Genomic DNA, 14,869 nt, shown 5'->3' on the forward strand with positions numbered 1-14,869 from the left:
ATCCGGGCTACGAAAGCCTCACACCACCGCCAGCTTGCGATCGATCACCAGCAGCACCCGCTCGAGCTCGTGGCCGCGGCGCAGGATCAAGCCCGTCGCCGAAATCACGCTGTACATGCCCTGCTTGCGCGCCAGCCGTGGGTCCTTCTCGATGCGATAGATCGGCACTTCCGAGGCGCGGCGATAGACCGAGAACACGGCGCGGTCCTTCAGAAAGTCGATGGCGTAGTCGCGCCATTCGCCGTCGGCGACCATGCGGCCATAGAGATTGAGAATACGGTGCAGCTCGAGCCGGTTGAACGTCACCCGGTTCGGCTGCGCATTCGCAGCGGCGGTGCGCGCCGCCGCGCGCTGCTCGCTCGGATCGGCATCCTCCGACATCAGGCTCATGGGAAGCGCCTCCTCATCGCACGGTAATGACCCGCGTCCGCGAAGACCGTCCCCGGAACCGCGTTCATGACAATTCCATGATCGCGCCAACCGTTCCGCACCGCAAGGGGTTCAACCGATCGAATCGGCTGCGAGTCAGGGCACACGCAATGGTGGAACTCTGTCGCGGCAAACCGTCACGGGATCGTGCTCAAGAATCTTAGTCTCGCCGCTTTTCCGCCAACCGCCTGCCGCCCTGCATTGCGAAAAGAATGACGTGCGTTGACCCGGTCCTTTCGATTCCGGATTCCTCAGCCCCCAGCCCCCCGGGGTCGAACAGGATCGGGTCTGTGCGCACGGCAAGGAGGGCCAACGCAAGTTGGTCCTTTTTTGTTTGTGTCGGGATGTTTCCGGCGCGAGGCCCCTCTCTCCGAACATCCGCGCGAGGGCTCCCTCCCCTCATCCTGAGGGCCGCGCCCTTCGCGCGGCGTCTCGAAGGATCGAGGCCCGGGCTGCATCAGCGGGGCCTTTCATGGTTCGAGACGCGCGCAAGAGCGCGCTCCTCACCATGAGGGGTGAGGCTGAGTGCGATGTTAGAGAATCGAAATCAATGCAGCGACGTGTACGCCGCGCCCAGCATCGGGCCCGGCTTCTCGCGGCTGCCGTCCTGGACATAGACCACCGCGCCGTCGACGCCGTCGCGCGTGAGGTTCTCGATCGGCACCGTCCAGCTTTCCGGACGACCGGTCCAGTCGCCGACCTTGAGCAGGTTGCGTACCACGTTGTGATAGGTGACCTGCTGTCCGCGATTCTCGCCGCGGGTGATCGCGATCGGCACCGACTTGGCGATCGAGCAGATCCAGACTTCGCCGTGCGAGACCGCGGGCTCCTTGCTTGCGGCCACCGAGACGCTGATCTGCTTGCCCGAGAGCGACATCGTCACCGGCACGCTCATCACGCCGGTGCCCCTGTCGGTCTTGCCGATTGCACTCTCGATGCCGGCGCGGTCGCTGCCGATGACATGGGTGGAGCCGTTGACGACCACCTGCGGTGTATAAACTTCGCGGTCGCCGCGCATGCGCGAATAGGCACGCTGCCGTGCAGAGAAGCGCGAATCGGCCAGCGTGTCTTTCCAGCCGAGATAGTCCCAATAGTCGATCGGCATGCTCAGCGCGATGACCGAGGGATCTTTGGAGAGATCGCCGATGATCTGGTCGGCCGGTGGACAGGACGAGCAGCCCTGCGAAGTAAACAATTCGACGACGGCGCGGGGATCAGCCTCGGCGGGGCGGATGACGGCGATGATCGCACAGATGCCGAGAGCTCCCGACCAGAGGGCACCAGACCAGCGCGAAATCGGATAAGTAGCCGTCATTGTTGTCATGTCGAACGCCGCACACCATTGCTCGTGAGAAGGGAAATCTTATCGCCTGATGGTCACCGTAGTCTTACGGGGCGCGGCACATTCGTCCGTCCAGGCAACCGTCCAGGGGAGGTTTTCCGCCGGGCGGGCCCATCCGAAGCGTACCGCAAACGCGTGAAGGCGGCCTTTGATAGGCCGCCTTCATTTGGGCTTCTACTCACTTCGCAGTGAGCCATCGTTCACAAATCCGCGCTTACGCGGCGAGCTTGCGCAGCACGTAGTGCAGAATACCGCCGTTACGGTAGTAATCGAGCTCGTCCAGCGTATCGATGCGGCAAAGCAGCGAAACGCGCTGCAGCGAACCGTCGCCGGAGACGATCTCCGCGGTCAGCTTCTGGCGCGGCTTGAGGTCGCCGACGAGGCCGCGCAGCGTGACCTTCTCGTCGCCCTTCAGTCCCAGCGACTGCCAGGAGGTGCCTTCCTCGAAGGTCAGCGGCAGCACGCCCATGCCGACCAGGTTGGAGCGGTGGATGCGCTCGAAGCTCTGGCAGATCACGGCACGCACGCCGAGCAGACGCGTGCCCTTGGCGGCCCAGTCGCGCGAGGAGCCGTTGCCGTATTCGGCGCCGGCGAACACCACCAGCGGCACCTTCTCTTCCTGGTACTTCATCGCGGCGTCGTAGATCGACATCTGCTCGCCGTCGGGCCAGTGCTTGGTCAGACCGCCCTCGGGGATGTTTCCATCCGCGCCCTTCAGCATGAAATTCTTGATGCGGATGTTGGCGAAGGTGCCGCGCATCATGACTTCATGGTTGCCGCGGCGCGTGCCGTACTGATTGAAGTCGGCGGGACGCACCTGGTGCTCGCTGAGATACTTGCCCGCGGGCGAGGTGAGCTTGATCGAACCGGCCGGCGAGATGTGGTCGGTGGTGATCTTGTCGCCGAACATAGCGAGGATGCGCGCCTCGACGATGTCGGTGACCGGCTCCGGCTCCTTCTTCATGCCGTCGAAGTAAGGCGGGTTCTGCACATAGGTCGAAGACATGTTCCAGCGATAGGTCTCGCTCTCGACCGTCTTGATCTTGCGCCAGTTGGTGTCGCCCTTGAACACGTCGGCATACTTCTTCTTGAAGATCGACGCGGTCACGAACTTCTTCATGAAGGCGTTGATCTCCTTGGCCGTCGGCCAGATGTCCTTCAGATACACCGGCTTGCCGTCCTTGCCCTCGCCGAGCGGCTCGGTGGCGAGGTTCTTGGTGACGCTGCCGGCGAGCGCGTGCGCAACGACCAGCGGCGGCGAGGCCAGATAGTTCGCCTGCACGTCCGGCGAGACGCGCCCTTCGAAGTTGCGGTTACCGGAGAGCACGGCGGCGGCGACGATGCCGTTGTCGTTGATCGACTTCGAGATCTCCTCCGGCAGCGGACCGGAATTGCCGATGCAGGTGGTGCAGCCGAAGCCGACGAGGTTGAAGCCGACCTTGTCGAGATCCTTCTGCAGACCGGAATCGGCGAGATAGCCCGCGACCACCTGGCTGCCCGGGGCAAGCGAGGTCTTCACCCAAGGCTTGGCCTTGAGGCCCTTCGCAGCCGCGTTGCGCGCGAGCAGGCCTGCGCCGATCAGCACGCTCGGATTTGAGGTGTTGGTGCAGGAGGTGATGGCGGCGATAACGACGTCGCCATGGCCGATCTCGAAGTCCTTGCCTTCGACGGCGAAGCGCTTGGTCGGCTCCTCGGCCTTCTTGTACTCGTTGCTGAGTGCAACCGAGAAACCTTCGGCGACCGACGGCAGCGCGATGCGGCCCTCGGGCCGCTTCGGGCCGGCCATCGAGGGCACGACGTCGGCGAGGTCGAGGGTCAGCGTCTCCGTGAACACCGGGTCGGGCGACTTGGCGGTCCGGAACAGGCCTTGTGCCTTGGCATAAGCCTGCACCAGCGCGACGCGCGCCGAAGCGCGGCCGGAGGTCTTGAGATAATCGAGCGCGGCGGCATCGACCGGGAAGAAGCCGCAGGTCGCGCCATATTCGGGCGCCATGTTGGCGATGGTCGCCTTGTCGGCGACGGAGAGATTGTCGAGGCCGGGGCCGAAGAACTCGACGAACTTGCCGACCACGCCGAGCTTGCGCAGCATCTGCGTCACGGTCAGCACGAGATCGGTCGCGGTGACGCCTTCCTTCATCGCGCCCTTCAGCTTGAAGCCGACGACGTTGGGCAGCAGCATCGACAGCGGCTGGCCGAGCATGCAGGCTTCCGCCTCGATGCCGCCGACGCCCCAGCCGCGCACGGCGAGACCGTTGACCATGGTGGTGTGGGAATCGGTGCCGACGAGCGAATCCGGATAGGCGACCTCGAAGGTGCCGGTCTTCTTGCCGACCGTCATCTTCTCCTTCCTGGTCCAGACGGTCTGGGCCAGATATTCGAGATTGACCTGGTGGCAGATGCCGGTGCCGGGCGGCACCACGGAGAAGTTCGAGAACGCCTTCTGGCCCCACTTCAGGAACTCGTAGCGCTCCTGGTTCTGCTTGTATTCCTCGGTGACGTTCTTGCCGAAGGCCTTGTTGTCGCCGAAGAAGTTCACGATCACGGAGTGGTCGATAACGAGGTCGACCGGCACCAGCGGATTGATCTTCTCAGCATCGCCGCCGAGCTTCTGCATCGCGTTGCGCATCGCGGCGAGGTCGACGACCGCCGGCACGCCGGTGAAATCCTGCATCAGGACGCGCGCCGGGCGGAAGGCGATCTCATGCTCCAGCGACTTCTTGCGCAGCCATTTCGAGACCGCGACGATGTCTTCCTTCTTGACCGAGCGGCCGTCCTCGTTGCGCAGCAGGTTCTCGAGCAGGACCTTCATCGAATAGGGAAGTTTCGAAATTCCCTTCAGACCATTCTTCTCGGCTGTAGGCAGGCTGTAATAGACATAGGTCTTGGCGCCGACCTTGAGGGTCTTTTTGCATTTGAAGCTGTCGAGCGAGGTCATGTAGGAGATCCCAATTGTTAGTTATACCCGGCAGGGTATTTTAACACCGTAGCGTATCAGGCTGGGGCCGCTTGCAGGGGCAGGTTGAGTTGCTGCATCAAGTAGTTCCGGGCTTATAGAAGCTTTCTAACCGCGCCGCCACAGCCACAATCGTGCCGCAGCAATCGCCGAGCCAAAAATTCCCATGCGCTACCCCAAGATTTCCTGAGGCCTGGCTTTGAGCGGGTTGAAACGAGGCGAGATGCGGCTGGCAGGTCACGGGCTCAGATGCGTGCGGGGCGGCCGCGAGGTGTTCGCCGGCCTCGATTTCGCGGCCGGCTCGGGCGAAGCCCTGGCGGTGATGGGTCGCAACGGATCGGGCAAGACTTCGCTGCTGCGGCTGATCGCGGGCCTGCTGGTTCCCGCCGGCGGGACGATCGCGCTGGGCGGGGGCGATGGCGAGCTGACGCTGCCGGAGCAATGCCACTATCTCGGCCATCGCGATGCCCTGAAGCCGGCGCTGAGCGTGGCCGAAAATCTGGCGTTTTGGGCTGATTTTCTCGGCGGCGAGCGCTTTGAGTCGACTGAGAGCCTCGCCAAGGTCGGGCTCGACCATGCCACCCATCTGCCCGCAGCCTTCCTCTCCGCGGGCCAGCGCCGCAGGCTCTCGCTGGCCCGGCTGCTGACCGTGCGCCGCCCGGTCTGGCTCTTGGACGAGCCGACCACGGCGCTGGATGTGGCCGGCCAGGACATGTTCGGCGGCCTGATGCGCGAGCATCTGACCCACGGCGGCATGATCATCGCGGCGACCCACGCCCCGCTGGGGATCGAGGCGCGGGAGCTGCGGATCGGGGGGATGGCGTGATTCTGACGGACCCTCAGCTTTCCAAGTGGCTGGGCACGGCTGTCTCCGTTCCCTCCCCCCTCCTCGCAAGCGCAGGGCTATCGCATATGCTTTCACGGGGACTGTCCGCGGGCTTGCTCCGCCTCTCCCGCTTGCGGGAGAGGCCGACGCGCTCGCAGAGCGCGGCGGGTGAGGGCTCTCGCCGCGCAGGGATATTCTCGGCAAATTCTCAACAACCCCAACGCGGAGGCACCCTCTCCCCAACCCTCCCCCGCAAGCGGGGGAGGGAGCCCAGTGCCGATGCCGCCGCATCGCGCACGCCATATGCGGTCGCCCTGCCCGCAAGCGGGGGAGGGAGCGCACCGCCCTTGGGGCACGCTGGGAGCACCCCATGACCGCCCTCTCCGCCCTCGTCCGCCGGGACGTCAGGATCGCGCTCCGCGTTGGCGGCGGGGCCCTGATCGGGGTGCTGTTCTTCCTAACCGTCGTCGTCCTGATGCCGTTCGCGATCGGGCCGGATCTGGCGCTGCTGTCGCGGCTGGGACCGGCGATCCTCTGGCTCGGCGCGCTCCTGGCGAGCCTGCTGACCCTGGACCGCCTGTTCATGGCCGACCATGAGGACGGCTCGCTCGACCTGATCACGATGAGCCGGACCCCGCTGGAACTCGCCTGCGCCGCCAAGGCGCTGGCGCATTGGCTGGCCGCCGGCCTGCCGCTGATTGTCGCAACCCCCGTGCTCGGCCTCTTGCTCAACCTCGACATGGTCGCCACGGCTGCGGTGGCGCTGACGCTGCTGGCGGGCACGCCGGCCCTGACCTTCACCGGCATGATCGGCGCGGCACTGGCGGTGACGCTGCATCGCGGCGGGCTGCTGATGGCCGTGCTGGTGCTGCCGCTGTCGATTCCGGTGCTGATTTTCGGGGTTGCGGCCTCGCAGGCGGTGATCGTCGGCCCGATGACCTTCGGCGCGCCGTTCTCGATCCTCTGCGCGCTGTCGCTGGTCAGCCTCGTGATCGGCCCATTCGCGGCGGCGGCGAGCCTGCGCCATGGTCTCGATTGAGATGGACTCGACTGGCCTTGACCCCGATCAACTTTCGCTGCGGACTTTCGTGCTGATTGCCTGAGCGGCCCCCGGTGATTATCAAAATACCCATGACGCTGATCGACCTCGCCAACCCCACGCGGTTCCTCGCGCTGACAGCGCGGGTGTTGCCGTGGCTCGCGGCCGCGACCGTCATCCTGCTCACCATCGGCCTTTATCAAGCCGCCTACGCGCCGGACGACTACCAGCAGGGCGCGACCGTCAAGATCATGTTCATCCACGTGCCCAATGCCTGGCTGTCGATGTTCGTGTGGGGCGTGATGAGCATCGCCTCATTGGGCACGCTGGTGTGGCGGCATCCGCTCGCCGACGTCGCGGCGAAAGCGGCAGCGCCGATCGGCGCCGCCTTCACCTTCCTCGCGCTGCTGACAGGCTCGCTGTGGGGCCGGCCGATGTGGGGCACCTATTGGGAATGGGACGCGCGGCTGACCTCGGTGCTGATCCTGTTCCTGATGTATCTCGGCCTGATGGCGCTGTGGCGCGCGGTCGACGATCCCTCGCGCGCGGCGCGCGCCGCGGCGGTGCTGACCCTGGTCGGCGCGCTCAACCTGCCCATCATCAAGTTCTCGGTCGACTGGTGGAACACGCTGCACCAGCCGGCCTCGGTCATGCGCATGGGCGGCTCGGCGCTCGACAAATCCTTCCTCGTTCCGCTGCTGGTGATGGCGATCGCCTTCACGCTGCTGTTCGTCACGCTGCATCTGGCGGCAATGCGCAACGAGATCCTGCGCCGCCGTGTCCGCTCGCTGCAGATGATGCAGGCGAGCCGGGTCGCGTTTTCGAGCGAGTTGGGGGCCGGCTCGCGGCAAGAAAACGCGTCGAAAGGGGCGGCGTGATCATGTCGCTCGGTCCCTACGCGTCCTTCATCGTGACCTCCTATGCGGCTGCGGCGCTCGTCGTCGTGATCCTGATCGGCTGGATCGTGCTCGATTATCGCAACCAGGCCCGGCGCCTGCGCGAGCTCGCCCGTAGCGGCGTCACCCGCCGCTCGGGCCGTAGCGCGGTGGACGCGTCATGAGCGATCAGTCGGGCTCCGCTCCGCCGCAGCGGCGCACCTTCCTGATGGCTCTGCCGCTGATCGCCTTCCTCGGTCTTGCGCTGCTGTTCTGGTTCCGGCTCGGCAGCGGCGATCCCTCGCGGATTCCTTCGGCGCTGATCGGGCGGCCGGCGCCGCAGACGCCGCTGCCGCCACTCGAGGGCTTGCAGGGCAACGGCACCCAGGTGCCGGGGCTCGATCCCGCCGCGTTCAAGGGCAAGGTCAGCCTGGTCACCGTCTGGGCGTCCTGGTGCGTGCCGTGTCATGACGAAGCGCCGCTGCTGACCGAGCTCGCCAAGGACAAGCGCTTCCAGCTCGTCGGCATCAATTACAAGGACGCCGCCGACAACGCGCGACGCTTCCTCGGGCGCTACGGCAACCCGTTCAGCCGGGTCGGCGTCGACGCCAACGGCCGCGCCTCGATCGAATGGGGCGTCTACGGCGTGCCGGAGACGTTCGTCGTCGGTCGCGAGGGCACCATCGTCTACAAGCTGGTCGGCCCGATCACGCCGGATAATCTGCGGACGGTGTTGATGCCGCAGATGGAGAAGGCGCTGAAGGCGGGAAGCTGACGCCGCGCTCGTACCGCACACTCAACTGTCATCGCCCGACTTGATCGGGCGATCCCAGTATTCCAGAGACGTCAGACGTATACGGAGAAGCCGCGGCGTACTGGATGCCCCGGTCAAGCCGGGGCATGACAGCGGTATGTGGAGCGACGCTTCGCCCTACCCCTTCCTGACGTCCCCCGCATCCGCCTCGCTCGCTTCCAGCGACGCCGGCGCGATCCCATAGCGCTTGGTCAGCGGCATCTGGGCGATGGCGAAGATCATGGTGATCGGGGTGACGCCGAACACCTTGAAGTTCACCCAGAAATCCGTGCTCTGGGTGCGCCAGATGATCTCGTTCAGCACCGCCATGCCGGCGAAGAACAGTGCCCAGCGCAGCGTGAGGATGCGCCAGCCCTGCGGCGTCAGGTTGAACACCTGGTCGAACATCACAGCGATGAAGGAGCGGCCGAACAACAGGCCGCCGCCGAGGATCGCGGCGAACAGGCCGTAGATGATGGTCGGCTTGACCTTGATGAAGGTCTCGTCGTGCAGCACCAGCGTCAGCGTGCCGAACACCAGCACGATCACGCCCGTCACGACCGCCATGATCGGGATATGGCGCGTCACCACATAGGAGGCGGCCATCGCCACGACGATCGCGACCATGAACGCGCCGGTGGCGGCGAACAAATTGAACTTCGCGTTGACGAAGAAGAACACGAGCAGCGGACCGAGCTCGGTCGCCAGCTTGAACAACGGATGCGGCTGGGTCTTGTCCATTCTCTCTTCCGTCTCTCCCATCCTTCGAGACGACCGCTTCGCGGTCTCCTCAGGATGAGGACCTCTTGTGTGGCACGACCTCATCCTGAGGAGCCGCGCAAGCGGCGTCTCGAAGGATGATGCTATTCGATTCCGGCGATGGCGCGGGCGAAATCGCGCGCGGTGAACGGCGCGAGATCGTCGACGCCTTCGCCGACGCCGATGAAATGCACCGGCAGTTTGAACTTCTCCGCGAGCGCCACCAGGATGCCGCCGCGCGCGGTGCCGTCGAGCTTGGTCATCACGAGGCCGGTGACACCGGCGGTGCGATGGAAGGCTTCGACCTGCGACAGCGCGTTCTGGCCGACGGTGGCATCGAGCACTAGCAGCACCGCATGCGGCGCGGTGGCATCCACCTTGCGGATCACGCGCACGACCTTTTCGAGCTCGTTCATCAGCTCGGCCTTGTTCTGCAGGCGGCCCGCGGTGTCGATCAGCAGCACGTCGATGTTCTGCTCTTTCGCCGCCGTGAGCGCGCTGAAAGCGAGGCTCGCCGAATCCGAGCCTTGCGCGCCTGATATGACGGGCGTCTTCGTCCGCTCCCCCCAGACCTTGAGCTGCTCGATCGCTGCTGCGCGAAACGTGTCGCCGGCGGCCAGCATCACCTTGCGGCCTTCGGACGCGAATTTCTGCGACAGTTTTCCGATGGTGGTGGTCTTGCCGGAACCGTTGACGCCGACCACGAGGATGACGAACGGCTGCTTGCCCGCATCGATCTCGAGCGGCTTCGCCACCGGCGACAGCACCTTCTCGACCTCGGTCGCGACCACGTCCTTGACCTCGTCGGCCGAGATCGCCTTGTCGTAGCGGCCAGCGCCGACGGCGTCGGCAATGCGCACCGCGACCTGGGTGCCGAGGTCGGCGCGCAAGAGCACGTCCTCGATGTCGTCGAGCATGGCGCGGTCGAGCTTGCGCTTGGTGACGAGGTCGGCGACCGCGGTCCCGAGCGAGGACGAGGTGCGCTTGAGCCCGTTGGACAGGCGGCGCCACCAGCTCAGCTTGGGGGTGTCGGAGGTGGTATCGTTCATGGTGGCGTGTTAGCCGTTCCGGCGATTAAACGAAAGTCTTGCAATTGCTCGATGTTCCCGAATTGACCGCTGAGGAAATCTTAGGCCGCGTGCTCCATCGCGACGGGCTGATGCTCATCATCGACAAGCCCGCCGGCCTGCCGGTGCATCGCGGCCCCAAGGGCGGGCCGAACCTGGAAGCCTGCTTCGACGCGCTCCGCTTCGGCCTGCCGCGGCCGCCGGTGCTGGCCCACCGGCTGGACAAGGACACCTCAGGGTGCCTCGTGCTCGGCCGCCATCGCAAAGCGACAGCATCGCTGGGCCTGCTGTTCAAGCACGGCAAGATCGGCAAGACCTACTGGACCGTGGTCGAGGGCGGCCCCACTGAGGACGAAGGCACCATCGACATGCCGCTCGGCCGGCTTAACGCCGAACGCGGCTGGTGGCAGAAGCCGGACCCGGATGGGCAGAAGGCCATCACCAATTGGAAGGTGCTGGGCCGGGGCGACGGTTTCACCTGGCTCGCCATGGAACCGGTCACCGGCCGGACCCATCAATTGCGGGTGCATTCGTCCGCGAGCGGCTGGCCGATCTTCGGCGATAACATTTACGGCAACGGCCCCCGCTTCGGCGAGCCGAAGCTGCACCTGCATTCCCGCGAGATCGTGGTGCCGATCTCCCGGAACAAGGAGCCGGTCCGCGTGGTGGCGCCGGCCCCGCCGCATATGCATGAGAAGCTCAGGGCCTGCGGCTGGAACGGGGAGTAGGTGCCGCGAGTTCGGTGCACCTCTCCCGCTTGCGGGAGAGGTCGCGCCGAAGGCGCGGGTGAGGGCTTTGGCCTCTTGGAGAGTGTCCCGTTGAGGAGAGAACCCTCTCCCCAACCCTCTCCGGCACGCGGGAGAGGGAGCCCACCGCCTTCGCGGCGGCAGTCAAACCTGATCTGAGCACCGCCGCCCCATGGTTTACCAAACCTTCAGCGCTCGCCTCTAATGCTAACGGTTGCTTAGAACAAGCTCCCGTAACCGCTCAGGACGAGCCGCGCGTGATGACCAAGGCCGGGCTATCGATCATCGACGAGGTCGAATCCGCACTTCGGATCGGCTCGCCGGAAAAGGGCCTGGCGACGGCCCGGCGCGTCACCGAGCTGTTCCTGTCTTCCGCCGGCAATTTCGACGACGAGCAGATCGCGCTGTTCGACGACGTGCTCGAGCGCCTGATCGGCACCATCGAGCTGCGCGCGATCGCCGACATCGGCGCACGCGTCACGCTCGCCGAGATCAGCGCGCAGCTGGCGCCGGTCGCGCAGGCGCCGCCGTCCGTGATCCGCCGCCTCGCCAACAATGACGAGATCCGCATCGCCGGCCCCGTGCTGCAGGAATCCGCGCGCCTCGACGATGGCGAGCTGGTGAAGATCGCCTCCAGCAAAAGCGAGCCGCATCTGCTCGCGGTCGCCGGCCGCTGGTGGCTGAAGGAGATCGTCACCGACGCGCTGCTGGCGCGTCGCTATCCCAGCGTCAGCCGACGGCTCGCCGCAAATCCCGGCGCGCGCGTCTCCGGAGGCGGATTTGCCATCATCGTCGGGCAGGCCGAAAGCGATCCGGAGCTCGCGGTCAGCGTCGGCGTTCGCGTCGATTTGCCGTCGGATCTGCGCCGCCAATTGCTGCGCTCGGCGACGGACGCCGTGCGCACCCGACTGCTGTCGCGCGCCCCGCCGCACCTGTTCGAGGAAATCCAGAGCGCGATCGCCGCCGTCACCGTCGGCGTCGAGCGCGAGATGTCCGGCGCCCGCGATTTCGAAGGTGCCAAGCGCGCGATTGCGAATCTCAAGGCGAGCGGCCGGCTCGATGAGACGACGCTGTTCGGCTTCGCCAGACAGCGGCGCTATGAGGAGACGGTCGCGGCCCTGGCGGCGTTATCGGGGTCGACGGTCGAGGTGATTCGCCCGCTGATGCAGAGTCTGCGCGAAGACGGCCTGCTGGTGCCGTGCAAGGCCGCGCAGCTGAGCTGGGAGACCACGGTGGCCGTGCTCGAAAGCCGCTTCGCGACAGGTGCGATGAAACCGGCGGACATCGCCAGGGCGCAGGGGCATTTTTCGAGAATGACGGCGGAGAACGCAAGGCGCACGCTGCGGTTCTGGCAGGTGCGGGCGTTGTAGGCGGACGTCCGGGGCTCGCTTCGCGCCCCACACTCCGCCGTCATCACCCGCGAAGGCGGGTGATCCAGTATTCCAGAGACGCCAGAGATGGATCGAGAAGCCGCGGCGTACTGGGTCGCCCGGTCAAGCCGGGCGACGACACCGACTATGTGGTGAGACGCTCGCCATCACTGGCAGCAATCTTAAGCGGCACCACGCTTCCCACCCGCTCGCCCGTGATCGCCACCGGCAGATAATGCTCCGTGCGGCCCTGCCCGTCGCTCTCGATCAGCACCTCGCGCGTTGCGCCGACTTCGGCCTGCAGCCGCTGGCGTAACGCCGCTTCACCCGCCGCCCGCAGTCGTTTCGCGCGCGCCTTGATCACACCGCCTGCCACCTGCGGCATCCGCGCGGCCGGCGTGCCGGGGCGCGGCGAATAGGGGAAGACGTGCAGGAACGTCAGGCCGCATTCTTCGACGAGGTCGAGCGAACGCGAAAACATCTCCTCGGTCTCGGTCGGGAAGCCCGCGATGATGTCGGCGCCGAAGGCGATGTCTGGGCGCAGGCGGCGGACCTGGTCGCAGAACGCGATGGCGTCATTGCGCGAATGCCGCCGTTTCATGCGCTTCAGGATCATGTCGTCGCCCGACTGCAGCGACAGATGCAGATGCGGCATCAACCGCGAATCGTCGGCGATGGCATCGAGCAGATCGTCATCCGCCTCGATCGAATCGATCGAGGAGATGCGCAGGCGCTTCAGCTCCGGAACGTGCCGCAGGATCTGCCTGGTCAACATGCCGAGCTTCGGCGCGCCGGGCAGGTCCGCGCCATAGCTGGTGAGATCGACGCCGGTCAGCACGATCTCGGCATGGCCGCGCTCGACCAGCGCCCGCACCTGATCGACCACCGCGCCCATCGGCACCGAGCGTGAGTTGCCGCGGCCATAGGGAATGACGCAGAAGGTGCAGCGATGGTCGCAGCCGTTCTGCACCTGCACGAACACGCGCGGCAGGCCGCTCGCATAGCCGTCGACGAGATGCGGTGCCATCTCCTTCACCGACATGATGTCGCTGACGGCGATCTTTTCGGTCGTGCCGATGTCGAACGCATCGCGCGTGTCGCGCCACGCTTCGCTGTGCATCTTGTCGTCATTGCCGACGACGCGATCCACCTCGGCCATGTCGGCAAACATCGCGGCTTGCGTCTGCGCGGCGCAGCCGGTGACGACGATGCGCGCCTCGGGGCGCTCGCGCTTCAGCCTGCGGATCGACTGGCGCGCCTGCGCCACCGCCTCGTTGGTGACGGCACAGCTGTTGATGACGATGGTGTCGGAAAGCCCCGCGCCCTCCGCTTTGCTGCGGATCACCTCGGCCTCGAAGGCATTGAGGCGGCAGCCGAAGGTGACGATGTCGACAGCCATCAGGCGACCGGCGCGAACAGCGCCGGATCGAAATGGCCCTCATATTCGAAGGTCGCGGTGCCCGTCATCAGCACGTGATCGTCGCGCTCGCGCCATTCGATGCCGAGCTTGCCGCCGGGCAATGTGATCTCGACCTTGCGCTCGGCACGCTTCAGCCGCGCGGCGGCGACGGCCGTGGCACAGGCGGCCGAACCGCACGCCCTGGTCAAGCCTGCGCCGCGCTCCCAGGTGCGGATCGTGATGTGCTCGCGATCGACGATGTGGGCGAGCGTGATGTTGGCGCGCTCGGGGAAGATCGGATGATTTTCCAGCAGCGGACCGAAGCGGCCGAGATCATAGGCGTTGACGTCCTCGACCCAGAACACCGCATGCGGATTGCCCATGCTCACGACGGAGGGCGAATGCAGGATCGGATTGTCGATCGGCCCGATCTGCAATTCGATGTAGCGGGTGTCGCGAAACTCTTCCGCCAGCGGAATGTCCTGCCAGCCGAATTTTGGCGCGCCCATGTCGACGGTGTAGAGATCCGGCGCTGGACCCTGCCAGGCATTGAGCAGGCCGGCGGCGGTCTCGAAGGTCGCCGTGGTCTGCCCGGTCTTCTCGAAGATGCGGCGGACCACACAGCGCATGCCGTTGCCGCAGGCACCGGCCTCCGAGCCGTCATTGTTGTAGATGCTGATGTAGGCCTCGGTACCGTCGAGCCGCGGCTTCTGCAGCACCATGAGCTGATCGTAAGCCACGCCGCCTCGCGCGGACGCCACGGCACGGGCGTCGTCGGGCGTGACCGGCCCAGCGGAATCGCGCATGTCGACAACGACGATCTCGTTGCCGATGCCATTCATCTTGGCAAATGCGTGGTTGGCCAGCGCGCTCATGAAAATTCCCGAATTTCGCCTGCCTTATATGGCGATCCTTGGCCGCTTGGCCAGCGATTTGCCACCGCGTCTGGACATCGGCCATGACGCATCTGTCATGGGACGAATTCGGCGCTCGCGTGTTAGAACGACGCGGTTCGCGCGAACCGGGACGCGCGGCCGGGTTAAGGCCTTGGTGGGTAAGGTCTTGATGAATTAAGGCCCTGACGAAGCAGGGCCTTGGGGAGAATAGAATGACCAGTTTTCGCCGTCTCGCTCTGGCCGCGCTGATCCCGGCAGCGGCCTTGTCGCTTGGCCTGTCCGGCGCTCTTGCGCAAACGCCGAGCCCGGCGCCGGCCGCCTCCGCAAGCCCTTCGCCGGCCCCATCGGCCTCGCCCTCCCCGGCCGCGAGTGCGT

14 protein-coding genes are annotated in these 14,869 nt (G+C 65.7%); 7 read left to right on the plus strand and 7 right to left on the minus strand.

The features are described 5' to 3' along the window. Positions 1-18: 18 nt before the first annotated feature. The 3 genes from CVM73_RS34055 to acnA form a co-directional block, all read right to left on the minus strand. Positions 19-390, minus strand: coding sequence for a DUF2794 domain-containing protein (locus tag CVM73_RS34055; protein WP_100236149.1), 372 nt, complete (start codon positions 388-390; stop codon positions 19-21). Positions 391-976: 586 nt separating this feature from the next. Next, on the minus strand, positions 977-1,753 hold the full coding sequence (locus CVM73_RS34060; protein ID WP_100236150.1) for a DUF1223 domain-containing protein: 777 nt from the start codon (positions 1,751-1,753) through the stop codon (positions 977-979). Positions 1,754-1,985: 232 nt separating this feature from the next. Further along, positions 1,986-4,706: an aconitate hydratase AcnA gene (gene acnA, locus CVM73_RS34065; protein ID WP_100236151.1), complete on the minus strand. Its 2,721-nt coding sequence runs from the start codon at positions 4,704-4,706 to the stop codon at positions 1,986-1,988. A 241-nt stretch (positions 4,707-4,947) separates the two neighbouring features. Here acnA and ccmA point away from each other — a divergent pair, with 241 nt between their 5' ends. The 5 genes from ccmA (at position 4,948) to CVM73_RS34090 (ending at position 8,239) form a co-directional block, all read left to right on the plus strand. Further along, a complete protein-coding gene (ccmA, locus tag CVM73_RS34070) occupies positions 4,948-5,550 on the plus strand; it encodes a heme ABC exporter ATP-binding protein CcmA (protein ID WP_100236152.1) in 603 nt (200 codons plus the stop codon). A gap of 370 nt (positions 5,551-5,920) precedes the next feature. After that, complete coding sequence (ccmB, locus tag CVM73_RS34075; protein WP_100236153.1) at positions 5,921-6,589, plus strand: heme exporter protein CcmB; 669 nt, start codon at positions 5,921-5,923, stop codon at positions 6,587-6,589. Positions 6,590-6,681: 92 nt separating this feature from the next. Further along, positions 6,682-7,467: a heme ABC transporter permease gene (locus CVM73_RS34080; protein WP_100236154.1), complete on the plus strand. Its 786-nt coding sequence runs from the start codon at positions 6,682-6,684 to the stop codon at positions 7,465-7,467. Beyond that, the gene (gene ccmD, locus CVM73_RS34085) at positions 7,464-7,649 is read left to right on the plus strand and encodes a heme exporter protein CcmD (protein ID WP_100236155.1); all 186 of its coding nucleotides are present in this window, start codon (positions 7,464-7,466) and stop codon (positions 7,647-7,649) included. Before CVM73_RS34080 ends, ccmD begins: the two co-directional genes overlap by 4 nt. Then, positions 7,646-8,239 carry a DsbE family thiol:disulfide interchange protein gene (locus CVM73_RS34090; RefSeq protein ID WP_100236156.1) on the plus strand — a complete coding sequence of 198 codons (594 nt, stop codon included), beginning with the start codon at positions 7,646-7,648 and terminating at the stop codon, positions 8,237-8,239. Before ccmD ends, CVM73_RS34090 begins: the two co-directional genes overlap by 4 nt. Positions 8,240-8,395: 156 nt before the next feature. Here the strand turns inward: CVM73_RS34090 and CVM73_RS34095 are convergent, their stop codons facing one another. Both CVM73_RS34095 and ftsY read right to left on the minus strand, forming a co-directional pair. Continuing rightward, entirely contained in the window at positions 8,396-8,998 is a 603-nt protein-coding gene (locus CVM73_RS34095; protein WP_100236157.1) for a septation protein A, read from the minus strand. Positions 8,999-9,120: 122 nt separating this feature from the next. Further along, a complete protein-coding gene (gene ftsY / locus CVM73_RS34100; RefSeq protein WP_100236158.1) occupies positions 9,121-10,065 on the minus strand; it encodes a signal recognition particle-docking protein FtsY in 945 nt (314 codons plus the stop codon). 44 nt (positions 10,066-10,109) lie between these two features. On the opposite strand from ftsY, the gene CVM73_RS34105 reads away from it, so the two are divergent. Both CVM73_RS34105 and CVM73_RS34115 read left to right on the plus strand, forming a co-directional pair. Beyond that, a complete protein-coding gene (locus CVM73_RS34105; protein WP_167407222.1) occupies positions 10,110-10,811 on the plus strand; it encodes an RluA family pseudouridine synthase in 702 nt (233 codons plus the stop codon). A 278-nt stretch (positions 10,812-11,089) separates the two neighbouring features. After that, positions 11,090-12,199 carry a DUF2336 domain-containing protein gene (locus tag CVM73_RS34115; protein ID WP_100236160.1) on the plus strand — a complete coding sequence of 370 codons (1,110 nt, stop codon included), beginning with the start codon at positions 11,090-11,092 and terminating at the stop codon, positions 12,197-12,199. Between the two features lie 145 nt (positions 12,200-12,344). Here CVM73_RS34115 and mtaB read toward each other — a convergent pair whose 3' ends face one another. After that, entirely contained in the window at positions 12,345-13,598 is a 1,254-nt protein-coding gene (mtaB, locus tag CVM73_RS34120; protein WP_100236161.1) for a tRNA (N(6)-L-threonylcarbamoyladenosine(37)-C(2))-methylthiotransferase MtaB, read from the minus strand. After that, entirely contained in the window at positions 13,598-14,473 is an 876-nt protein-coding gene (gene dapF / locus CVM73_RS34125; protein ID WP_100236162.1) for a diaminopimelate epimerase, read from the minus strand. Before dapF ends, mtaB begins: the two co-directional genes overlap by 1 nt. Between the last annotated feature and the right edge of the window lie 396 nt (positions 14,474-14,869).

The sequence above is a fragment of the Bradyrhizobium forestalis genome (assembly GCF_002795245.1).
GTDB classification, from domain to species: domain Bacteria; phylum Pseudomonadota; class Alphaproteobacteria; order Rhizobiales; family Xanthobacteraceae; genus Bradyrhizobium; species Bradyrhizobium forestalis.

Coding starts and splice junctions, on each gene's coding strand:
- CVM73_RS34055 (WP_100236149.1), bottom strand. CDS start 390: ATGAGCCTGATGTCGGAGGATGCCGATCCGAGCGAGCAGCGCGCGGCG.
- CVM73_RS34060 (WP_100236150.1), bottom strand. CDS start 1,753: ATGACAACAATGACGGCTACTTATCCGATTTCGCGCTGGTCTGGTGCC.
- acnA (WP_100236151.1), bottom strand. CDS start 4,706: ATGACCTCGCTCGACAGCTTCAAATGCAAAAAGACCCTCAAGGTCGGC.
- ccmA (WP_100236152.1), top strand. CDS start 4,948: ATGCGGCTGGCAGGTCACGGGCTCAGATGCGTGCGGGGCGGCCGCGAG.
- ccmB (WP_100236153.1), top strand. CDS start 5,921: ATGACCGCCCTCTCCGCCCTCGTCCGCCGGGACGTCAGGATCGCGCTC.
- CVM73_RS34080 (WP_100236154.1), top strand. CDS start 6,682: ATGACGCTGATCGACCTCGCCAACCCCACGCGGTTCCTCGCGCTGACA.
- CVM73_RS34090 (WP_100236156.1), top strand. CDS start 7,646: ATGAGCGATCAGTCGGGCTCCGCTCCGCCGCAGCGGCGCACCTTCCTG.
- CVM73_RS34095 (WP_100236157.1), bottom strand. CDS start 8,998: ATGGACAAGACCCAGCCGCATCCGTTGTTCAAGCTGGCGACCGAGCTC.
- ftsY (WP_100236158.1), bottom strand. CDS start 10,065: ATGAACGATACCACCTCCGACACCCCCAAGCTGAGCTGGTGGCGCCGC.
- CVM73_RS34115 (WP_100236160.1), top strand. CDS start 11,090: ATGACCAAGGCCGGGCTATCGATCATCGACGAGGTCGAATCCGCACTT.
- mtaB (WP_100236161.1), bottom strand. CDS start 13,598: ATGGCTGTCGACATCGTCACCTTCGGCTGCCGCCTCAATGCCTTCGAG.
- dapF (WP_100236162.1), bottom strand. CDS start 14,473: ATGAGCGCGCTGGCCAACCACGCATTTGCCAAGATGAATGGCATCGGC.